The organism is Bacillus sp. RHFS10, from assembly GCF_016757475.1.
Classification (GTDB): domain Bacteria; phylum Bacillota; class Bacilli; order Bacillales; family Bacillaceae; genus Bacillus; species Bacillus subtilis_G.
Window position 1 is genome coordinate 292,336 of the sequence record NZ_JAESPO010000002.1, and the last position, 21,989, is coordinate 314,324.

General features: G+C 46.4%; 23 protein-coding genes. 14 read left to right on the forward strand and 9 right to left on the reverse strand.

Going from position 1 to position 21,989, the window contains the following annotated elements; genetic code table 11:
* Positions 1-116: 116 nt before the first annotated feature.
* Positions 117-2,054, reverse strand: a complete 1,938-nt coding sequence (locus JMN17_RS08130) for a S8 family peptidase (protein ID WP_202327871.1) — start codon at positions 2,052-2,054, stop codon at positions 117-119.
* Between the two features lie 227 nt (positions 2,055-2,281).
* Here JMN17_RS08130 and celB point away from each other — a divergent pair, with 227 nt between their 5' ends.
* Positions 2,282-3,616 (forward strand): PTS cellobiose transporter subunit IIC, encoded by a 1,335-nt coding sequence (gene celB, locus JMN17_RS08135; protein ID WP_087993212.1) that lies wholly within the window; start codon positions 2,282-2,284, stop codon positions 3,614-3,616.
* 51 nt (positions 3,617-3,667) lie between these two features.
* Here the strand turns inward: celB and glxA are convergent, their stop codons facing one another.
* The gene (gene glxA / locus JMN17_RS08140) at positions 3,668-4,048 is read right to left on the reverse strand and encodes a glyoxalase GlxA (RefSeq protein WP_087993211.1); all 381 of its coding nucleotides are present in this window, start codon (positions 4,046-4,048) and stop codon (positions 3,668-3,670) included.
* Positions 4,049-4,169: 121 nt separating this feature from the next.
* Here glxA and JMN17_RS08145 point away from each other — a divergent pair, with 121 nt between their 5' ends.
* Entirely contained in the window at positions 4,170-5,357 is a 1,188-nt protein-coding gene (locus tag JMN17_RS08145; RefSeq protein WP_202327872.1) for a class I SAM-dependent rRNA methyltransferase, read from the forward strand.
* 34 nt (positions 5,358-5,391) lie between these two features.
* Here JMN17_RS08145 and JMN17_RS08150 read toward each other — a convergent pair whose 3' ends face one another.
* The 4 genes from JMN17_RS08150 to JMN17_RS08165 form a co-directional block, all read right to left on the reverse strand.
* Positions 5,392-5,589, reverse strand: a complete 198-nt coding sequence (locus tag JMN17_RS08150) for a YwbE family protein (RefSeq protein WP_202327873.1) — start codon at positions 5,587-5,589, stop codon at positions 5,392-5,394.
* Positions 5,590-5,622: 33 nt separating this feature from the next.
* On the reverse strand, positions 5,623-6,825 hold the full coding sequence (locus JMN17_RS08155) for an MFS transporter (RefSeq protein WP_202327874.1): 1,203 nt from the start codon (positions 6,823-6,825) through the stop codon (positions 5,623-5,625).
* 106 nt (positions 6,826-6,931) lie between these two features.
* Positions 6,932-7,609: a CidB/LrgB family autolysis modulator gene (locus JMN17_RS08160; protein WP_202327875.1), complete on the reverse strand. Its 678-nt coding sequence runs from the start codon at positions 7,607-7,609 to the stop codon at positions 6,932-6,934.
* A complete protein-coding gene (locus JMN17_RS08165; protein ID WP_003222205.1) occupies positions 7,591-7,977 on the reverse strand; it encodes a CidA/LrgA family holin-like protein in 387 nt (128 codons plus the stop codon). Before JMN17_RS08165 ends, JMN17_RS08160 begins: the two co-directional genes overlap by 19 nt.
* Positions 7,978-8,082: 105 nt before the next feature.
* On the opposite strand from JMN17_RS08165, the gene cidR reads away from it, so the two are divergent.
* From cidR to JMN17_RS08200, 7 genes are all read left to right on the forward strand, one after another.
* Complete coding sequence (gene cidR / locus JMN17_RS08170; RefSeq protein WP_202327876.1) at positions 8,083-8,988, forward strand: cidABC operon transcriptional activator CidR; 906 nt, start codon at positions 8,083-8,085, stop codon at positions 8,986-8,988.
* A 7-nt stretch (positions 8,989-8,995) separates the two neighbouring features.
* Positions 8,996-9,814, forward strand: coding sequence for a hydroxyethylthiazole kinase (gene thiM / locus JMN17_RS08175; RefSeq protein WP_202327877.1), 819 nt, complete (start codon positions 8,996-8,998; stop codon positions 9,812-9,814).
* Positions 9,811-10,479 carry a thiamine phosphate synthase gene (gene thiE, locus JMN17_RS08180; protein ID WP_202327878.1) on the forward strand — a complete coding sequence of 223 codons (669 nt, stop codon included), beginning with the start codon at positions 9,811-9,813 and terminating at the stop codon, positions 10,477-10,479. Before thiM ends, thiE begins: the two co-directional genes overlap by 4 nt.
* A gap of 156 nt (positions 10,480-10,635) precedes the next feature.
* Entirely contained in the window at positions 10,636-12,081 is a 1,446-nt protein-coding gene (locus tag JMN17_RS08185) for an FTR1 family protein (protein ID WP_087993202.1), read from the forward strand.
* Positions 12,078-13,232: an iron uptake system lipoprotein EfeM gene (gene efeM, locus JMN17_RS08190; protein ID WP_087993201.1), complete on the forward strand. Its 1,155-nt coding sequence runs from the start codon at positions 12,078-12,080 to the stop codon at positions 13,230-13,232. The genes JMN17_RS08185 and efeM overlap by 4 nt, the downstream gene beginning before the upstream one ends.
* Before the next feature lie 18 nt (positions 13,233-13,250).
* Positions 13,251-14,501 (forward strand): iron uptake transporter deferrochelatase/peroxidase subunit, encoded by a 1,251-nt coding sequence (efeB, locus tag JMN17_RS08195; RefSeq protein WP_087993200.1) that lies wholly within the window; start codon positions 13,251-13,253, stop codon positions 14,499-14,501.
* 88 nt (positions 14,502-14,589) lie between these two features.
* Complete coding sequence (locus JMN17_RS08200; RefSeq protein ID WP_087993199.1) at positions 14,590-15,192, forward strand: DsbA family oxidoreductase; 603 nt, start codon at positions 14,590-14,592, stop codon at positions 15,190-15,192.
* Positions 15,193-15,287: 95 nt separating this feature from the next.
* Here JMN17_RS08200 and JMN17_RS08205 read toward each other — a convergent pair whose 3' ends face one another.
* Positions 15,288-16,829, reverse strand: a complete 1,542-nt coding sequence (locus JMN17_RS08205) for a solute symporter family protein (RefSeq protein ID WP_202327879.1) — start codon at positions 16,827-16,829, stop codon at positions 15,288-15,290.
* Entirely contained in the window at positions 16,826-17,134 is a 309-nt protein-coding gene (locus JMN17_RS08210) for a DUF485 domain-containing protein (protein WP_087993197.1), read from the reverse strand. The genes JMN17_RS08205 and JMN17_RS08210 overlap by 4 nt, the downstream gene beginning before the upstream one ends.
* A 114-nt stretch (positions 17,135-17,248) precedes the next feature.
* On the opposite strand from JMN17_RS08210, the gene JMN17_RS08215 reads away from it, so the two are divergent.
* Complete coding sequence (locus JMN17_RS08215) at positions 17,249-17,407, forward strand: hypothetical protein (protein ID WP_176365304.1); 159 nt, start codon at positions 17,249-17,251, stop codon at positions 17,405-17,407.
* A gap of 170 nt (positions 17,408-17,577) precedes the next feature.
* Here the strand turns inward: JMN17_RS08215 and slrA are convergent, their stop codons facing one another.
* Positions 17,578-17,736: a transcriptional regulator SlrA gene (gene slrA, locus JMN17_RS08220; protein WP_014115625.1), complete on the reverse strand. Its 159-nt coding sequence runs from the start codon at positions 17,734-17,736 to the stop codon at positions 17,578-17,580.
* Positions 17,737-18,086: 350 nt separating this feature from the next.
* Between slrA and JMN17_RS08225 the strand changes: the two genes are divergently transcribed.
* The 4 genes from JMN17_RS08225 (at position 18,087) to galT (ending at position 21,945) form a co-directional block, all read left to right on the forward strand.
* On the forward strand, positions 18,087-18,758 hold the full coding sequence (locus JMN17_RS08225; protein WP_202327880.1) for a TetR/AcrR family transcriptional regulator: 672 nt from the start codon (positions 18,087-18,089) through the stop codon (positions 18,756-18,758).
* A 17-nt stretch (positions 18,759-18,775) separates the two neighbouring features.
* Entirely contained in the window at positions 18,776-19,159 is a 384-nt protein-coding gene (locus JMN17_RS08230) for a GtrA family protein (RefSeq protein WP_148963448.1), read from the forward strand.
* 68 nt (positions 19,160-19,227) lie between these two features.
* Positions 19,228-20,400, forward strand: a complete 1,173-nt coding sequence (locus JMN17_RS08235) for a galactokinase (RefSeq protein ID WP_202327881.1) — start codon at positions 19,228-19,230, stop codon at positions 20,398-20,400.
* 3 nt (positions 20,401-20,403) lie between these two features.
* A complete protein-coding gene (gene galT / locus JMN17_RS08240; protein WP_202327882.1) occupies positions 20,404-21,945 on the forward strand; it encodes a UDP-glucose--hexose-1-phosphate uridylyltransferase in 1,542 nt (513 codons plus the stop codon).
* Positions 21,946-21,989 lie beyond the last annotated feature (44 nt).

Genomic DNA, 21,989 nt, shown 5'->3' on the forward strand with positions numbered 1-21,989 from the left:
CTGGATAGCAATAGTAGGAAAAGCCTGCGCGGTGTATGGGAAAATGGTTGTGTGTGATGTTCTTGCAATGGAAAAAACCTTTAAAACCTAGAATACAAGTCTTAAAGGCTTTTTGGTTACTTTTTCGGTTTGACGGCATTTAACCGTTTTTGCAGCTTTGTTTTTTCATTGGATTTTTGTAATTGATTCACTGCAGACTGAGCGGATGTCTTTGCTTTTTTCGTTTTGGCTTTTTCCGCTTTCTTCACTTTTGCTTTGGCAGTTTCAACTTTTTTCACTTCGGCTGCGGCCGCTTTTTTCTTCACTTTGTCTAACCGTTTTTGCAATGACGTTTTGTCCTTGCCTGATTGAAGCTGATTGACGGCTGATTGTGCTTTTGCCGCATTGGCATGAGTTGATTTCTTTTCTGCTGCAGATACGGATTGCTTCGCCGTTTTCAAATTGGTGCTTTTTACTTTGGCAAGGCGCTTCTGCAGGGACGTTTTTTCTGAACCTGCCGGCAGCTTGCTGACTGCTGATTGTGCGCTGTTAACATCTGTTTTCTTTTTGCTTTTTTCCGCTTTCGCCACTTTCTCTTTCGCCTGCTTTGATGCGATATAGCGTTTTACTTGGTTTAAGCGTTTTTGCAGGTTCTTTTTGTCTGTTCCGTTTGGCAGCTTGTTAATGGCAGCTTGTGCTGTATCAACGGTTTGCTGAGTTTTATATTTTTGAGCTTTTACGACTTTGTCTTTCGCATCTTTTACATTTCTGAATGACTGTACTTTATCCAGTCTTTTTTGCAGGGCCGTTTTGGCGTTAGAATTCGGCAGCTGGCTGACGAGTTTTCTCGCTTTGTCGATATCTGTTTGTGTTTTTGTTTGTTCCGCTTTTTTCACCGCTTGCTCTGCCTCAGCGTATGCAGAATCTGCTTTCTGCGCTTTATACTGGATCATCCCATAGCCAAAATGCTGATCGCGGCCTGTGGTTCCAAGATCAATGATATTTTTTTTCATTTCTGCGCGCAGCTGCACGTTTGTCTCGGCAGGATTACGTTGCAGTAACAAAGCAAACATGGCAGCGGCGTGCGGTGTCGCTTGGGAAGTTCCGCTTCCTGTCGCATAGTATTGATGTAAGTAAGTGCTCGTGATGTTGGTTCCCGGCGCTGAAAATTCAACTTCATCTCCGGTAGTTGAGAATCCGGCAAGCTGATTCTTTTCGTTTGTCGCTGAAACGGCAACGACACTGCTGTATGCCGCCGGATAGTTCACTGGTTTGCCGTTCCCGTCGTTACCGCTGGCGGCAACGAGCAGAATGCCTTGTTCATATGCTTTGTCCACGGCGTTATGAAGGATTTGGCTGTCTGAGGTCGTGCCAAGGCTCATATTGACGATGTCCATCCCGTGTGTGATCGACCAGTCGATTCCTTGGAGAAGGCTTTGAAGATCCCCCGAACCGTTCTGATCAAGCGCTTTAACCGCGTATATTTGAGCTTCCGGTGCGATGCCGTTAATTCCGTAGCCGTTATGCTTGGCTCCGATAATCCCAGCGACATGTGTTCCGTGGCCGTTATCATCTTTGTAAGAAGAGGTGTAACTGGCAGCTGAAAACCCGCCGGCAATCGACAGGTCTTCGTGGGGAGAGATCCCGCTGTCAATAACTGCGATTTTGACACCTTTGCCAGTCAGTCCTGCTTTCCAAGCCTGTTTCACTTGAATGGGTTCAAGGTTCCATTGTTCAAAATTTTCAGTGTCCTCAGTGTCGTCTGTCAGCACTTTGAAATCTGTGCTGCCTGCTGCGGTGAATGAGACATTGTTTTCGACATACAAAATATCAGGATCCTGTTTTAATTCTTTCACTGTCTCCTGATCAGCTGTGACCGCTACCGCGGGAAGATGCTTATACTGCTGTTCAACCTCTGCATCGCTGTCAAGGACGGTTTCCTTGCCGGCCTTATTTTTATAAACCACAATAACTTCTTTCCCGCTGCTGTTTTGCGCATGCGCGAAAGGGCCTATGGCGAGAAAACTGAAAAACAGAGTGACTGATATGACAAGCTTGCACGACACGTTTTGCATGATTCATCTCCTTCTTTCTATGATGTTTGATATATATATCGGAGAAAAAAGAGAGTTTAATAGTTAGGAGGAAAAATTTTTTCATTGACAGGACTGTAGAGCAGAACGCAGGTTTTTTCCGCAGGAAGAGGAAATTTTCCAAATGAATTTGTAAGCGTTTTCAAAATAAGATAAAGAAAACATTGCGAAGGTTGTTTACAAAGCAATGCAAAAAGGGGGCTTTTCAGATGAGCGCATTCACTCGGGTGATGGAAGAAAAAATCATGCCTGTCGCTGGGAAAATTGCCGGGCAGCGGCATCTCAGCGCTTTGCGTGACGGCATTATCCTGACCATGCCGCTGATTATTATCGGGTCTGTCTTTTTGATTTTAACGAGCCTGCCGATTCCCGGTTATGCTGATTTCATGGCGAGTGTGTTTGGAGATCAGTGGGCGGATAAGCTCGGTTATCCCGTTAATGCTTCATTTGATATTATGGCGATGATCGCCGCTTTTGGAATCGCCTATCGTCTTGCGGAAAGCTATGGTGTAGATGCGCTGTCGGCCGGCGCGATATCAATTGCCGCATTTCTGTTGGCAACGCCGTTTGAGGTGCCATTTACGCCGGATGGATCAACGGAATCCATCTTTGTTGGGGGCGGAATTCCGATTACATTGCTTGGCAGCAAGGGTTTGTTTGTCGCTATGCTGATCGCTTTGTTTTCGACTGAAATTTACCGGTACATTATTCAAAAAAATATCGTCTTCAAAATGCCAGACGGCGTGCCGCCGGCGGTAAGCAAATCATTTGTCGCGCTGATTCCCGGATTTATCATTGTGTTTCTCGTGTGGCTGGCGCGTCTTCTGATTGAAATGACGCCTTTTCAGAGCCTGCACAATGTCGTTGGAGACTTGCTTGGCACACCGCTTTCCATCCTTGGAGGCAGTCTCGGCGGAAGCCTGATCGCTGAATTTGTGCAGATGTTGCTGTGGTCGTGCGGGATTCACGGAGCTTCCATCATTGGCGGAATTATGGCGCCGATTTGGTATGGCGCGATGGATGCCAACCGTCTCGCGTTCCAAGCGGGAGAGGCGATGCCGAGTATTTTTACGGCCCAGTTTTTTCAAATTTGGATTAATGTCGGCGGAAGCGGAGCGACGCTGGCGCTTGTCCTGACAATGCTGGTACGCTCCCGGAGCAAACAAATGAAGCAGCTGGGCCGATTGGGGATTGGTCCTGCGCTATTTAATATCAACGAGCCGATCATTTTCGGCATGCCGATTGTCATGAACCCGCTCCTCATCGTTCCATTCATCATCGCGCCGCTCCTCACGATTACAACAACTTATATCGGCATGAGCACCGGACTGGTGGCAAGGCCGGCGGGAATCGCCGTGCCATGGACGATGCCGCCGCTCATATCAGGCTATCTGGCGACTGGCGGAAAAGTGTCCGGAGCCGTTATGCAGCTGGTGAATCTTGTGATCACCTGTGCGATCTACTATCCGTTTTTCAGAATATGGGACCATCAAAAATGGCGGGAAGAGAGTGCGGGTGTAGCTGTGGATAAGAATGTTTTGTGATTATGTAAGCATTTAATTAACGAAAAAAAGCAGCGTTATGCTGCTTTTTTCTTACCGCTGAAAGAACTCAATCCACTCACCGTCAGGACCTTCGATATAGAAATAACGGTATCCGTTTGGAAGTGTTGTGATCTCTTCGTCGATAAATTTCGCGTTCATTCTTTCCGCTTTTGTATATTCAGCCGCGATGTCATCCGTCAGCAGGGCAATGTGGTGCACTTTTCCTTCGGCGGGAAGCTCGCTGCTGTAGCCTTGAATCAGTTCGATTTCTGTTTCCGGCCCGTCTTCAAAGCCAAGAAAAGCAAGCTCGATTATACCGTTCGTGTGAGTGATGCGATCCTTCAATTTCATGCCGAGAACCTCTTCATAAAATGTGATGGACGCGTTGATATCCCTTACCATAATGCCTGTATGGTCAATTCGTTTTGCCATGCTGCTCCTCCTCGTAACTCTTTTTGTCTATCGTAGAAAAACCTTTCCTTTCTGTCAATGCAGACATCTTGGCGTTTTGTGGTACGATAAGAGAAAGCAAACAGAAAGAGGACGAACAGATATGAAGCTACTCACTCTAAAGAAAGCACATGCTGCAAAAATCAAAAAAGGCTATCCGCTCATCGATAAGGAAGCTCTCGCAGGGAGTGCGGGGCACGTGAAAGAAGGAGACCTCGTTGATATCGTGTCAGAGAGCGGCGAGTTTCTCGCGCGGGGTTATTACGGCCTGCAAAACAAAGGGGTCGGCTGGACGCTTACCCGCAATAAACAAGAACAGATAGACCAAGCATTTTTTCTCAGCAAATTAACTAAAGCGATCGAAGCGCGCGCCAAACTTTTCGCGGCTCAAGACACAACAGCTTTCCGTATGTTCAATGGTGAGGGTGACGGCATCGGCGGCGTCACCATCGACTATTATGGCGGGTATCTGCTGGTTCAATGGTACAGCAAAGGCATTTACGCCTTTAAAGATATGCTGATTTCCGCTTTGGATGAGCTTGATCTGGATTATAAAGCGATTTACGAGAAAAAACGCTTCGACACGGCTGGGCAATACGTCGAAGATGATGACTTCGTGAAGGGGAAAAGAGGCGAATTCCCGATCATTATTCAGGAAAATGGCATTCAATATGCGGTAGATCTGAATGAAGGCGCCATGACAGGCATCTTTTTGGATCAAAGACATGTACGCAAGGCGATCAGAGACCGCTATGCAGAAGGAAAAACCGTCTTAAACACGTTTTCTTATACGGGGGCATTCTCCGTGGCAGCTGCGCTTGGCGGAGCGGAGAAAACAACAAGCGTGGACGTGGCAAACCGGAGCATGGCCAAAACGATCGAGCAATTCAGCGTGAACAAGCTCGATTACGAGGCACACGACATTAAAGTGATGGACGTCTTTAACTATTTTTCGTACGCGGCGAAAAAGAATCTGCGTTTTGATCTGATTATTCTCGACCCGCCTTCCTTTGCGCGCACAAAAAAACGCACCTTTAGCGCGGCTAAGGATTATAAAAACCTCCTGAAGGAAACGATCGCTATCACAGCTGACAAGGGCGTCATCGTTGCTTCCACAAACAGCAGCGCCTTTGGCATGAAGAAATTCAAAGGCTTTATCGATGCCGCCTTTAAAGAAACAAATGAACGCTACACGATCATTGAGGAATTTACGCTGCCGGAGGATTTCAAAACGATTTCGGCGTTTCCGGAAGGCAACTATCTAAAAGTGGTCTTTCTGCAGAAAAAATAAAGCAAAAAGCTGCCCTGTTCAGGAGCAGCTTTTTTTATGTAGAAATGATCTGCTGGACGCGGCCGATGCGGCCATCTTCAAGCCGGACTTTAATGCCGTGCGGGTGATAGCTTGATTTCGTCAAAATATCCTTCACTGTGCCTCTCGTCAGTTTTCCTGTTTTTTGGTCTTCTTTCAATACAATATCCACCTGTAAACCTTTCGAAATGCTTCTTCGCTCTTGCCCGTTCATCGCGCTCATCCTTTCTTTTATTCATTATAGTCATTATGGTTTAAAAGTAACAGCCGGCTGATGAAGTGTATTTTTGTTTTTTTCAGCCCTCATTAAATAGAATGTCAGCCCAAAGCCTGCTATGCTCAGAATGCTAAAAAGCAGGTAGACTGCGAAGATGGACACGTAGTCAAAAATGTACCCGCCCGCAAATGTACAGAACCAGTTGCCGAATCCATTGCCGATGGCCGCGTACATGGTTAACGCCGTCGCTTCAACGTGGCTTGGGGTGATTTTTTTCACGTATTGAAGCGCCGCCGGGATAAATAAACCGATGGCCACTCCCTGAAGAAAGACTGTCGCATAAATGATCCATAATGAAGGCGCTGTGAAATAGAGCGCCCACCTGAATAATGAGACCCCGCCTGACAGCATAATGACATTGAGCAGCCCCATTTTATCTATAAATGTTTGGGCGAATCGCATAAATGGAATTTCCGAGATCACGCCGATAAAAAATAAAATGCCGATAGCGGAAAGGGACGCGCCGTTTTTGTCCAGAAAAAGACTGAAATACGTATTGTTCGCTAAGTTTGGAGCAAATGTCGTAAAGGTGATGATCATAAAGATGAGGAACGTTTTGTTGCTGATAAGCTCCCGGAATCCTTTGCGGATATTGACCTTTGTTTTTGTCTTCTGCTGGCCCGGCATTTGTGAGGCCAGTATGGCGGCAATACAGAGAAAGGCACAGCCAAAAATAAAGATCACGTGAATGGGGTACAGCTGATTCGTCACCTGTCCCATGACAAACACGGCGACGCCGAAGCCCAGAGAACCAAACAGGCGGATTCCGCCGTAGTTGCCGTTTGTTTCTTGAGTGTACCTTAGTGAAATGCTGTCCGATAATGGAATAATCGTGCTTTGAAAGACTGCAAAACAGGCCGCAACTAAAATAAAAAGAGGAAACCCGTCAAATGCAATATAGCCTAATCCGATGATGCCTGTGATTGCTGTGCAAACCGCCAGCAGGCTTTTCGTTTTTTGCGTATAGTCGCTCAGCATGCCCCAAAACGGCTGAAAGAAAATCATCACAATCGGGCCGAGTGACATGATCAAGCCGACCTGTGCTCCGCTTAAATGCTGTTCTTTCGTTAAATACATGCTGAGTAAGGGGATCATGCTGCCCGTGCCGAGAAAGGCAAACAAATAAAATCCTTTTAACGCGGCGTAATGCCGTCTCACCTGCAAGTTATGCATGGGGGTGCCTCCTTTAGTATCCACAAATTACATTATATTGTAATCTGCCAGCTTTTCAATAAGGAGAAGCACATAAAAAAACTGCCCTCGAGAGGACAGTTTTTTCTTACATAAATGAAAGCAAAAACGGCGCCGCGCAAAGCGTCATAATCGCAGCTAAGATCATCGACACACTGGAAATCGTACCGGACACAGAGCTGAGTTCAAATGCTTTTGACGTTCCCGCTCCGTGTGCGCTTGTGCCGAGCAGCACGCCCCGCGCGATTTCGTTATCAATACGGAAATAGCGGATGACTATCGGGCCGATCACTGTGCCTAACAAAGCGGTCAAAATCACAAACACGGCTGTGACGGCAGGCATTCCGCCGATCATTTCAGATACGTTCATAGCGATCGGCGTTGTCACTGATCTCGGGACGAGGCTGTCAATTAAGCCGGTGCCGAGGTGAAGCCATTTCGCAATAAGAGCAGTTGAAATAATCGCGATGCATGAGCCGACGGCTACGTTCAAAATAATTTCCACTGCGTATTTCTTCAAAACAGGGAAATATTTATATAGCGGGATCGCAAAAGCTACGGTGGCCGGCTGAAGCATATCGGTCAGCAATTCGCCGCCAAGATTATATGACTCGTACGGGACATTCACCAGCAGCAGCAGACCGACTAACACAGCGGGCGTTACCAATAGCGGAGACGTATAGACACGCGGAAAGCGTTGATATACCTTTTTTGCTCCTACATACACCAAGACCGTTAAAAACAAACTTACAATTCCGATGAACACGTATGCTTTTTCTCCTTTCTTTTTGCAATGATTTGTGTAAGCGTTCCTGTGGACACCATCACGACAAACGTGCTGATGATGACAACAAGCAGAATGCTGACACCAAATTTCGACATAATGTCTCCGTATTCAATCACTCCGACGGCAGACGGGATAAAAAATAAAAGCAGCTCCCCGAGAAGCCACGCCGCGCCAAGCTCTATCCATTCAAGCTTGATAATCTTAAAGTGTAATAATGTGAAAAGAATCACAATCCCAATTATACTGCCGGGAATATTTATATGAAGAAGGGCTGTCACCCAATTAATCAGCCGAGCAAATATAAATAACAGAGCGATTTGAATAACGGTTAGCAACAGTTTTTTCATATTGATGCCTCCCTTATATTCATATTGTACATAAGGTCTCGCTATAGGTAAAATATATATTAAGAATAATAAGTATTCCTTTTGTCTATAGGAAGGGTGAAGTACATGGATATCCGCCATTTAACATACTTTTTGGAAGTCGCCCGTTTAAAAAGCTTTACGAAGGCTTCCCAATCGCTTTATGTTTCGCAGCCGACAATATCAAAAATGATCAAAAATTTAGAAGAAGAGCTCGGAATCGAACTATTTTACCGGAACGGCAGGCAGGTGGAACTGACTGACGCCGGCCAAAGCATGTATGTGCAGGCGCAGGAGATTATTAAATCGTTTCAAAACCTGACGTCAGAATTAAATGATATTATGGAGGTCAAGAAAGGACACGTGCGGATCGGGCTGCCGCCGATGATCGGGTCGGGATTTTTCCCGAGAGTGCTCGGCGATTTTCGTGCAAACTATCCGAATGTCACCTTTCAGCTCGTCGAAGACGGTTCTATAAAAGTCCAAGAAGGTGTTGGGGACGGCTCTCTCGATATCGGCGTTGTGGTTCTTCCTGCAAACGAAGACATCTTTCATTCGTTTACAATCGTAAAAGAAACCTTAATGCTTGTCGTTCACCCATCCCACCGGCTGGCAGTTGAAAAAGAGTGCAAGCTGCGTGAGTTAAAGAACGAGCCTTTTATTTTCTTCAGGGAGGATTTTGTCCTGCACAATCGAATTATGACCGAGTGTATCAAGGCTGGATTCCGGCCTCATATCATTTACGAAACCTCACAATGGGATTTTATCAGTGAGATGGTGTCAGCCAACCTTGGAATCGGGCTTTTGCCGGAACGAATCTGCCGCGGGCTTGACTTGGAAAAAGTGAAAGTCATTCCGCTTGTTGAGCCGGTCATCCCTTGGCACCTCGCCATTATTTGGAGAAAAGACCGCTACTTGTCCTTTGCGGCCAGAGCTTGGCTTGAACACACGAAATCGTATTTATGGGACCCGAAAAAAGAAAGTAAAGGATGATGCAAACATGGATGCACAATCAGCTGCAAAATGTCTTACTGCTGTCCGCCGCCATAGCCCTCTGGTGCACAGCATAACCAACAATGTCGTTACGAATTTTACAGCGAACGGCCTGCTCGCCCTCGGCGCATCGCCCGTGATGGCGTACGCGAAAGAAGAGGTCGCCGACATGGCGAAGATTGCGGGTGCGCTCGTTTTAAATATTGGAACGCTGAGCAAGGAGTCAGTCGAAGCGATGATCATCGCGGGAAAATCAGCCAATGAACATGGCGTCCCCGTCATTCTTGATCCTGTCGGTGCCGGAGCAACACCGTTCCGCACCGAATCAGCGCGTGACATCATTCGTGAGGTGCGCCTCTCTGCGATTAGAGGAAACGCGGCGGAAATTGCCCATACCGTCGGTGTGACCGATTGGCTGATCAAAGGTGTGGATGCGGGAGAAGGTGGAGGCGACATCATCCGCCTGGCTCAGCAGGCGGCACAAAAGCTCAACACGGTCATTGCGATCACTGGCGAAGTCGATGTCATAGCCGACTCGTCAAACGTATATACCCACCATAACGGCCACAAGCTGCTGACGAAAGTGACAGGCGCCGGATGTCTGCTGACTTCCGTTGTCGGTGCGTTTTGCGCTGTCGAAGAAAATCAATTGTTTGCTGCTATCGCAGCCATTTCTTCGTATGGGGTCGCAGCCCAGCTTGCCGCACAAGAGACAGCTGACAAAGGTCCGGGAAGTTTTCAGATTGAATTGCTGAACAAGCTTTCATCTGTTACTGAACAAGACGTCCAAGAATTAGCGACAATAGAAAGGGTGACTGTCTCATGACACGTATTTCTCGGGAAATGATGAAAGAGTTATTGTCTGTTTACTTCATTATGGGGTCAAACAATACGAAAGCCGATCCTCTCGCAGTCGTACATAAAGCGCTAAAAGGAGGGGCCACTCTCTACCAATTTCGTGAAAAGGGCGGGGATGCGCTGACAGGGGAGGCGCGGATTGAATTCGCTAAAAACGTGCAGGAAGCCTGCCGTGAAGCCGGCGTTCCTTTCATTGTCAATGATGATGTGGAGCTGGCTCTGAAACTGAAGGCTGACGGTGTCCACATCGGCCAGGAAGACGCCAGCGCAAAAGAAGTAAGAAGTGCTATAGGCGATATGATTCTTGGCGTTTCCGCCCATACAATGTCTGAGGTGAAGCAAGCTGAAGAAGATGGAGCGGATTATATCGGACTCGGGCCAATCTACCCGACAGAAACGAAAAAGGATACGAAAGCCGTACAGGATGTATCTCTTATCGAAGCGGTTCGCCGCCAAGGCATCGGCATTCCAATTGTCGGCATCGGCGGCATCACAATCGAAAATGCCGTACCTGTTATCCAAGCGGGGGCCGACGGTGTCAGTATGATCAGCGCCATCAGTCAAGCGGATGATCCTGAGGGTGCCGCACGCAAGTTTTATGAAGACATTCAAACGTATAAAAAGGGTAGATAAGCGTTCTTATTTCTTCGAAAGGCTGTTCCGTAATGGACAGCCTTTTTGCCGTGGCATCAAGGTTTTCAGACCTTCAAATTTTAATTGACAAAAAACAGGAACTGGCTATGATTATGTTATACAATGATAATCATTTTCAATTATAGGAGGAGCATGATGACTCGGGGGCTGGCGCTTATTTTATTTAGCTTGTTGATGGTTTTCGGTTCTGCGGCATATGCGGAAGACGATCCGATCGCTGCGCTGATTCAATTAAACAAGCAAATGACCGAATCCGTAAAAGACGGAGATACGGAATCGGCACAACAAACGTTTGAAACATTCAAGGCAAAGTGGAAAAAAGAAGAACCTTCTATTAAAAAGGAAAACCTTTCTTCCCACAGCAAAATGGACTCGAATATCGCGATGATTTCTCTTTCTTTCATTAATCAAGATGCAGATAAACTCAAAACGCAGCTTGAAGAGCTTTCTTCTCATCTAGAAACCTATCAGCAGGCTGTCGTGCTGAAAAAGACATCCTCGGGTCAATCAAGGGCGTCCTTAACAGCCTATATTCAAAATTTAAAAGACACAAAAACGTTAATAGAGCAAAACCGATTGGATGAAGCGTCATCCGCAATCGACAATTTAATTACATCCTGGCTCGCTGTTGAGGGAGACGTCGTTTCCCAATCGAAAGAAGCCTATACGACATCAGAGGAAAATCTGGCGCTGATGAAGGCTGAGATCGGCAGCCATCCCGAAAAGGTATCAAAGCAAATTGACGACATGATCCAATTGCTCGAGCCGATCGCTTCAAGCAGCTACAGCTGGTGGGATGCTGCGTTGATCCCGATTCGTGAAGGGATGGAGGCGCTGCTAGTCATCGGGGCGCTTTTGACCATGACAAAGAAAGCCCGTGTCACGCGTTCCTCGGTATGGATCTGGGGTGGAGCGTCAGCCGGCATGGTTATTTCCTTGACAGCCGGCATCGGTGTCACGCTTCTGTTCTCCTCCAGCGTATTCGGAGAAAACAACTTCTTGCTTGGCGGCGTCACCGGCGTACTGTCCGCTCTCATGCTTTTATATGTCGGGGTGTGGCTGCACAGAAACGCCTCAATGGATAAATGGAGAGAAAAAATCAATATCCAGAAGTCACAGGCGCTTAAAAAACGAAGCCTGCTTTCCTTTGCGCTCATTGCATTTCTGGCAGTTGTAAGAGAAGGGCTCGAAACAGTCATCTTTTTCATCGGCCTTGTCGGGAAGCTCCCGCTCACTGAGCTGATCGGCGGAACTGCCGCGGGGCTTGTCGTTCTCGTCATCGTCGGTGTTCTAATGATCAAGCTCGGAATGCGTATTCCATTAAAGCCGTTTTTCCTGCTGTCCATGGCGGTCGTCCTGTATATGTGCGTGAAATTTCTCGGAACAGGCGTTCACAGCCTGCAGCTGGCGGGCATTCTACCGTCTGATGCGGAGAGCTGGCTGCCGTCTATATCGGTGCTTGGTGTTTATCCGTCCGTGTACAGCGCCATTCCGCAATTGCTGATTTTACTCTTTTTACTGATTGCGCTTATCTCAGAAGCGGCAAAATATTTTACAAACGGAAAGGAACTGACAAAATGAATTTCACAAAAATCGCTGTATCAGCAGGCTGCATCCTTGCGCTAGCAGGCTGCGGAGCTAATGAGACATCCTCAACCAAAGAAAAAGCTTCATCTGAAAAAAGCGGGGTTACTAAAGAGATCGCCGCATCTGTAGATAAAATGGAAACCATGATTTCCAAGCTGAATGATTCAGCGGAAAAAGGAGACCAACAAGAGATCGAAAAAAAGGGGAAAGAGTTAAACAGCTACTGGCTTTCCTTTGAAAATGATATCCGCAGCGATTATCCGTTCGAGTATACAGAAATCGAAAAGCACCTTCAGCCCATCTATACAGAAGCGCAAAAAGACAAACCAGATACTGACAAAATCAAGACGGAATCCGAGTCATTGAAAGCATCCTTAGAAGACCTGACAGAAGCGAAGAAGAGCAGCAAAAAGGCAAGCGAACAGCTGGCAAAGGCAGCGGACGAATATAAAGACTATGTCAAAGAACAGAGCGATCAGCTTGTAAAAGCGACGGAAGCATTTACAAGCGCTGTAAAATCAGGCGATATCAAAAAATCTAAAACGTTATACGCGAAAGCGCGTGTTTATTACGAACGAATCGAACCGATCGCTGAAAGCCTCGGTGATCTCGATCCGAAAATTGACGCCCGTGAAAATGATGTAGAAGAAGGGGGCAAATGGACAGGTTTCCATAAGCTTGAGAAAGCCATCTGGAAGGATAAAGATATTTCCGGGGAAAAGGCAATAGCTGACCAGCTTCTCAAGGATGTAAAGGAGCTTGACGGTTCAATTGAATCACTGACATTAACACCTGAACAAATGGTAGCAGGCGCGATGGAGCTTCTGAACGAAGCCGGCATTTCGAAAATCACGGGAGAAGAGGAGCGCTACTCACGAATTGATTTAGTCGACCTCATGGCGAATGTGGAAGGCTCCGAAGCTGTTTATCAAACAGTAAAAAGCGCGCTTGTCAAAGATCACTCTGACCTGACGGAAAAACTGGATACGGAATTCAGCGAATTTGAAGTTTTAATGGCAAAATACAAATCAAATGATCAGTCTTATACGTCTTATGATAAATTAAGTGAAGATCAAATCAGAGAGCTGAGCACAAAGCTGACGACTCTTTCTGAAACCATGTCGAAGATTGCGAATGTGCTATAAAAGGAGTTTTGTAACAGCATGAGCGATGAACAAAAAAAGCCAGAACAAATTCATAGACGGGACATTTTAAAATGGGGAGCGATGGCAGGTGCGGCCGTTGCGATCGGTGCCAGCGGACTCGGCGGTCTTGCCCCGCTTGTTCAGACTGCTGCTAAGTCATCAAAAAAGGATGAGCAAGAGGAGGAGCAGGCCGTCCCGTTTTACGGAAAGCATCAGGCCGGAATCACAACTGCCCATCAGACGTATGTATATTTTGCCGCGCTGGATATAACAGCAAAAGAGAAGAGCGACATCATTACATTATTCAGAAACTGGACAAGTCTGACACAGATGCTGACGTCAGGAAAGAAAATGTCAGTTGAGCAGAAAAATCAATATTTGCCGCCGCAGGATACAGGTGAATCTGCTGATTTATCCCCTTCCAATTTAACGATCACATTCGGATTCGGGCCTGACCTTTTTGAAAAAGACGGAAAGGACCGCTTCGGGCTGAAAAACAAAAAACCGAAGCACCTTGCCGCTCTTCCAGCTATGCCGAATGACAACTTGGATGAAAAACAGGGAGGCGGAGATATCTGCATTCAAGTATGCGCAGACGATGAGCAAGTGGCGTTTCACGCGCTGAGAAATCTGCTGAACCAAGCGATCGGCACCTGTGAGGTCCGCTTTGTGAACAAAGGCTTTTTAAGCGGAGGGAAAAATGGCGAAACGCCGCGCAATCTCTTCGGGTTTAAAGATGGAACAGGCAACCAGAGCACGAAGGATGATACCTTGATGAACTCGATCGTGTGGATTCAGTCCGGTGAGCCTGACTGGATGACGGGCGGCACCTATATGGCCTTTCGGAAAATCAAAATGTTCCTTGAGATATGGGACCGTTCTTCCCTCAAGGATCAAGAGGACACCTTTGGGCGCAGAAAAAGCTCGGGGGCGCCTTTCGGCCAGAAAAAAGAAACAGACCCTGTGAAGCTGAATCAAATCCCGTCAAATTCACACGTCAGCCTTTCCAAATCTACGGGAAAACAAATTTTGCGTAGGGCTTTCTCTTACACAGAAGGACTTGATCCGAAAACCGGCTATATGGATGCGGGCCTCCTGTTTATCAGCTTTCAAAAAAATCCCGACAATCAGTTCATCCCCATGCTGAAGGCCCTTTCGGCAAAGGATGCGTTAAACGAATACACGCAAACAATCGGTTCCGCTTTATATGCATGCCCAGGCGGCTGCAAAAAGGGCGAATATATTGCCCAGCGTTTGCTGGAATCATAAAAGAAGCCTTTATCGGCTTCTTTTAAAAAAAACATTTGTAACTTTAATAGTTACAGTTTAAAATCAACCTATACGAAAGGAGATTATCATGACAGTACACATCAAAGTTTATTCAGATTACGTCTGCCCATTTTGTTTCATTGGCAAAGCCGCTTTTGAAGAAGCGATTAAAGGAAAGGATATTGAAGTCGAGTGGATGCCGTTTGAACTGCGCCCAAGCCCATCTCCAAAGCTTGACCCGGTCAATGATCCTTCCAAGCAGTACATGTGGCAGACATCAATTCAGCCAATGGCGGAGAAATTAGGAGTCGAGATTAATTTTCCAAACATCTCGCCTCATCCATATACAGATTTGGCGTTTGAAGGCTTTCACTTTGCAAAGGAATACAATAAAGGACATGAATACAATACCCGTGTCTTTCAGGCATTTTTCCAAGAGGGCCAAAATATCGGCGACATTGACATCTTGACGAAGCTTGCCAAGGAAGTGGGGCTAGACGGAGCTTCATTCAAATTCGCACTGGACTTAAGAACATATCAGGACGTGCAGCGCCAAGCCTTAAAACACGCCTACGAAGAGGCTGACATCACAGCCGTTCCAACCTTTATCATTGGCGACACCGTGATTCCGGGTGTTGCCGGCAAGGATGTATTTGAAAAAGCGATTTCTGAGGAACAGCAGAAAAAGTAAGGAAAACTCTCTATACAAGAGAACTCAGGCTGTCGAGAGTACCTCGACAGCCTTTTTTGGATTTCAAGCACAGATTGGTTTTTCCTATTTCTTTTTTACTCTTGATCCATATGAATGCCGGTATGCGCCTTCACCTGTATTTCCGCAAACGTATCTTCATCAACTGTTTTATCTGACGACAGCACCGTTCCAAGCCACGCGCCGAGGAAGCCGAGCGGGATGGAAATAATGCCCGGATTGGAAAGCGGAATGATCGGATCGCCGATAAAAACAGCACCTCCGGACGGATCCCACACACTAGGGCTCATCGACACAAGCACAAGCGCGCTGATCAGGCCTGTCAGGCTGCCCCATAAAGCGCCTGAGGCATTGAATCTCTTCCAGAAGACCGTAAACACAATCAGCGGGAGGTTTGCGCTGGCCGCCACCGCAAACGCAAGTGCGACAAGGAACGCCACATTTAAAGACTGTGCAAAAATCGCAAGAAGAATGGAGAGCACTGACACGGCGACAGAAGCCCATCTGGCCGCTTTCATCTGTTCTATTTCAGTTGCTTCTCCCTTTCTGATGATTTGGCTGTAAATATCATGGGCAAACGCTGAGGCGGCAGACAGCACCAATCCGGTCACGACAGCTAAAATGGTAGCGAAGGCGATGGCTGACACAAACGCAAACAGAAAGTCTCCCCCGAGCGCTTTCGCCAAAAGCGGAGCCGCCATATTTCCCGCTTGGTCAGCCGCCGTAATCGCGTCAAAACCGACAAACGCAGCCGCGCCAAAGCCGAGAAACACCGTCATAATGTAAAACACGCCGATAATCCATGTCGCTGACACAACAGATGTCCGGGCCGTCTTAGCATCCTTAACGATATAAAACCGGATCAAAATATGAGGAAGCCCGGCAGTTCCCAGCACGAGTGCCAAGTTTAACGACAAAGTCTCAAGCGGCACCTTGTATTTATTTCCGGGATTTAAAAAATCAGCGCCAAGCGGAGTGGCCGTTTTCATCTGCTCAAACATGGTATTAAGGTTAAAGCCGAATTTTGAAAACACGATGATTGAAATCACGAGTGTGCCGGCCATCAGCAAAACCGCTTTAATGATTTGAACCCAGCTTGTCGCGATCATGCCGCCAAACACGACATAAATGGTCATCAGCACTCCGACGATGAGAACCGCCACGGTATAATCCAGCCCAAGCAGCAGTTTGATCAGCGCACCGGCCCCCACGAGCTGGGCGATCATATAAAAAGTAGAGATGGCAATGGTATTCAGAGCCGCGACGCCGCGGATTTTCTTTTCCTTAAAACGAGCCGCAATCATGTCAGCCATCGTATACTTCCCAAGATTCCGAAGCGGTTCCGCCACGATGTACAAGACAACGAGATAAGCCACCAGAAAACCGATGCTGTAAAAGAATCCATCAAATCCATATAACGCAATCATTCCGGCAATCCCGAGAAACGAGGCTGCGGACATGTAGTCGCCGGCAATTGCCAGTCCATTCTGAACGCCGGTGAGCCCGCCGCCAGCCGTATAAAACTCACTCGTCGTTTTCGTCTTCTTCGCGGCAAAATAGGTGATGACAAGCGTTAGGCCGACGATTGCTAAAAATAATAGAAAAGCAGTCATATTCATGTCTGTTCACCCTTCAAATCTTCCTTTAAAGCGCTTACATATCTGTCGAAACGAGCTGCCCTTCGGGAATACACGGTACTCAGTATCCAGGTCATGGCGAATTGGGCGATAGCAAACAGCCAAGCCCATGAAACAGCTCCAATGGCCGGCGCATTCAAAAAGGTGAAATAAGACGTCAAAACAGGAAGTGAAAAATAAAAGACGAAAAAGAAAATCGCAGAAGGAACAATAAAAGCGTGTTTCTGCTTTAAAAAAGCTTGGAAAGACGGCGTTGCAGCAATCTGTTTGTAATCAGCTTTGTACATGGCTTTCCTCCTTTTATTGACTAAACGTAAGCAAAAAGGTACACCAATAGGTATGTACTGAAAGTCTGATTTATGCATTGAAGAATATCTGAAGAATGAAAAAAGAAGGAAGTCGTGAAGATAGGAACGAAATTGGCAGAAAGACAGGCGAAGGTTTTCCAGCTCGGCCGCGTATATACGAGTTTGCTTTCAAAACCTCACCGAATGCAGCTTGTTCTCAGCAAAGCTGCTGTTTACCAGAGCCTGGTTATGGATGTTCGCATCACCTCTTAATGACAATGCATGTGCCAAGAGGTGACCGCATCACCGGCTGTCTGTCGTATGTTAGCTGACACACCGTTTGTCCTCAAGCTCGGCGCGGCAATCGCTTTCGAATAGAGGATATGGTGAAAACTCAGATCAGATGATAGAAAAGCCAGATGTAATAGATCCGCCTGTTCGGATTAGTCTTGGCGGACGGTTTTTTTGTGATTGTTCTTTCTCAAAGCTGTCTCAGATTCTAAAAACTGCCTCACATCACGAATGCCTAACCCAATGGATCTAGCTTCTTGCATTAGCATATGCCAATCTTTGTCCAAATCTTTTTTAACATGAGTTTTCATAGTAACCTCCAATTGTATAAAATGTTTTCCTGCAACATGCGGGCAACAAAGAAAGCCGCGCGATGATGAGGCGAGTACAACAAATTTCACACATAGTTGCCCGATGTTCACAAACTGAAGGAAAAACCACCTACCTATTCCCTAAAAAAATGACTAATATAACCAATGAATCTTATTTATAATAATAAACAATTAAATACTGACTGGATAGTACGTAAATGAAAATAAATCATTTAGCCTATTAAAAATGACCCCGGGGAAACCGAGTAGCATAAGCGTTCAAAGAAATAAATACCGCTAAAGATTGATCCGTTGTAAGATAAGGATAATCATGCCGCCTGGAGAAAAATATGAAAAAAAACAAATTTCAAATTAAAAGAGAAGTAACATTTGAAAGTTTTATAGAAGCTGGCTTGAATTTGTTGATTGACCGAGCGTATGATCCGGTTTCTGTAGAGGATATCAGCAGAGCAGCCGGGTACAGCAAAGGAGCTTTTTATGTTCATTTTGTCAGCAAGGAGGATTTTCTGCAGCATCTTCTCGAAAAACGCCAAATGAAAATAAAGATGATCATAGGGTATCTTGATCAAATGGAGCAGATTTCAGTGAAACCGCTGACATTGGACGAGGCTGCGAAACATGCCGCAGAGATGCTTTATTCCTATTACATAAATAAGCCGTCGTGGGACATTGTCTCATTTGCCATGAATATGCCGACATATAAAATCCTTCGGAAATGCAAGGCCTATGCACGGCTGTACGAATTGTGGGTCGAGGAAAACGCGTTATATATTATGTGGCTGAAGGAGAGAAAGCTGATTGACGCCTGTATTGATCCGGGATATACGGCTAAAATAATATGTGCGGTACTCGACGGAATCATTAAACAAGCATATGTATTGGGACAGCCCGCCACATTCCGCAGCTTTTTAGACGCACTCTCGATTTTTTTCACGCTAGACAGAGAGCGCGTGAGACCAAGAATCTTGAAAAGTTTTTCAGAAAGCGAGGAACATCAGTGAAGTATAGAGAAATGATTATGTATATCATCATGGGGGTTTTCACAACCATTGTGAACATCGCCAGCTTTTATATATTGGTAGAGATCATGAATATGGATTACAAAGCAGCCACTGTCGCCGCTTGGGTTTTGTCCGTGCTGTTTGCTTACATCACGAATAAATTATATGTGTTTCAGCAAAAAACACATGACCTGCAGAGCCTAATGAAAGAGATCACTGCCTTTTTCAGCGTTCGGGTTCTGTCTCTCGGCATAGATTTAGGCATGATGATCATTCTTGTCGGCCAGTTCAATACAAATGAAACCTTGGCTAAAATACTCGACAACGCGGTCATTGTTGTCGTCAACTATGCCGCAAGCAAATGGCTCGTTTTTAAAAAGACAAAAGAAGAAGGCGTGTGACAGGCACTATCGTTTCGCTTAAGAAATAAGGGGAAATAAGAAAATAAAACCATGAAAGGTGATTGCACATGCGGGAAGAGCTAAAGGGGATATTTGCAAGTGTATTCGGAGAAAAAGAAGGGTTACGGTTTTTTTTCGCACCTGGCAGAGTGAATCTGATTGGAGAACATACAGACTATAACGGCGGGCATGTCTTTCCGTGCGCGCTGACAATGGGTACATATGCTGCAGTTGCAGAAAGAAACGACGGGCTTGTCCGGATGTATTCTGACAACTTTAAAGACGCAGGCATCAAGGAGTGCAGCCTTGACGACATCCGCTATCAAAAAGAAGACGACTGGGCGAACTATCCGAAAGGCGTCATTTATGAATTTCAGCAAAGGGGCTATTCAGTTCCCCATGGCTTTGACATTGTATTTTCAGGGAATATTCCAAACGGGGCGGGGCTCTCGTCCTCCGCTTCTATTGAGCTGCTGATGGGAGTCGTGCTTCAAACCTATTTCCACCCTGAAGTGGATGCGCTTGAACTTGTAAAAATGGCGCAGCATGCGGAAAACACATTTATCGGTGTCAATTGCGGGATTATGGACCAATTCGCAATCGGAATGGGCAAAAAACACCATGCGATGCTGCTGAACTGTGACACGCTGGACTATGAATATAGCAAACTCGATGTCTCAGGCCTCGCACTTGTCATTGCGAACACGAACAAAAAAAGGACATTGGCAGACTCTAGCTATAATACGAGACGCCAAGAGTGTAATGACGCGTTGCTTGATCTGCAAAAAGCACTCGGTATTGCCTCGCTGGGCGACATCAAGCCCGCTGATTTCGACGTGCATTCCAGCCTGATTCGAAATGAAACGAACAGACGCCGGGCAAAGCACGCCGTATATGAAAACCACCGGGCGATCAAGACGGCCGATATGTTCAAAGAAAACAATATAGATGAAATCGGGCGGTTAATGAAGGAATCCCACCTTTCATTGAAGGATGATTATGAAGTGACATGCCCTGAACTTGATGAGCTTGTGTTTGCGGCGTGGGACCACGAAGGAGTCATCGGATCAAGAATGACGGGAGCAGGCTTCGGCGGCTGCACCATCAGCATTGTAAGGGATGCGTTTGTTGATGATTTTATCCAAAAGGCTGGAGACAGATACCAAGAAAAAACAGGTCTCAAAGCGGAATTTTATATCGCTGATATTGGAGAGGGAGCGAGAGAACTAAAGGGGGAGTGACACATGCGTATTGTTGAATATCTGGAACAGCTGCTGGAGTATGGCCTGGAACGAAAACTGATTTCGATCTGGGACCGGGAATACACGAGAAACCGTCTATATGAAGCATTGGACATCGAACATCCTGAGCCGGTCTCCTCCACACGTATCAAGAAGGAACAGAGCCTTCCGAACCTGCTTGCTCCTATTTACAAATGGGCGGCGGAAACCGGCCGTATGGAAGCGGATACAGACACATACCGTGACTTGCTCAGCGCAAAGCTGATGGGATGTTTCGTACCTCCTCCGTCTGAGGTCATTCGCAAGTTTGAGGAGACAAAAGCATTATACGGCCCAAAACAGGCGACAAAGGAATTCTATCAATATTCAGAGGATGTCTACTATATCCGGTCTGGCAGGATCGCCAAAAATGTGCATTGGACGGTGCCGACCGAATATGGCGAGCTGGAAATGACCATTAATCTATCAAAGCCCGAAAAGGACCCAAAAGCGATTGCGGCTGCAAAAGAGCAAACGCAGACTCATTACCCGATGTGTTTGCTTTGTAAAGAAAATGTCGGGTTTGAGGGAAGCGTGAATCATCCGGCCCGCCAAAATCACAGAATCATTCCGGTCATCCTTAAAGGGGAAGAATGGTACTTGCAGTTCTCGCCATACGTCTATTATCCAGAGCATTGTATCGTCTTAAAGGGTGAGCATGAACCGATGGAGATCAGCAGAAAAACATTTGAAAGGCTGCTGTCATTCCTCGGGCAATATCCGCATTACTTTATCGGTTCAAATGCGGATCTGCCAATCGTCGGCGGCAGCATCCTGAGCCATGATCATTTTCAAGGCGGGGCGCACGATTTTCCGATGGCGCGTGCAGAAGCGGAGGAAGTATATGAATTACATGATCATCCCGGTGTGTCGCTGGGCTTAGTGAAGTGGCCGATGTCGGTTCTCAGGCTCCAAGGAGACAAACCGGATCATGTCGCTGAAGCTGCTGATCATATATTCCGCACGTGGCAAACGTATTCCGATGAAATAGCCGGGATAGCCGCCTATACAGACGATACACCCCATAATACGGTTACGCCGATCGCGCGGCGCAAGGGAGACTTGTACGAACTTGATATCGTGCTGAGAAACAATCGGACGGATGAGGAGCATCCATTAGGAATATTTCATCCTCATCAGGACGTTCACCATATTAAAAAAGAAAATATCGGCCTGATTGAAGTCATGGGATTGGCGATATTGCCGGGCCGTTTACAGGAAGAAATGAAAGAAACGGCAGTGGCGCTGTGTTCTGCTGATCCGAAAACAGTTTTAGAACAAAATCCGCTCACGGCAAAACATAAGGAGTGGGCTCTTCGGATGATGGAAAAAAGAACGATAACAAAAGAGAATGCCGATCTAGTGATAAAGGAAGAGCTTGGACATGTATTCGCTCGCATTCTTGAACACGCCGGTGTATTTAAACAAACACCGGAAGGAAAACAGGCCTTCAAAAGGTTTATTGATCATTTAGGCGTTAAACCAGTCAAAAGCCTCAACCGCTAGGGTTGAGGCATTTTCGATTTTATCGCAAAACAAACGCCCAAAGC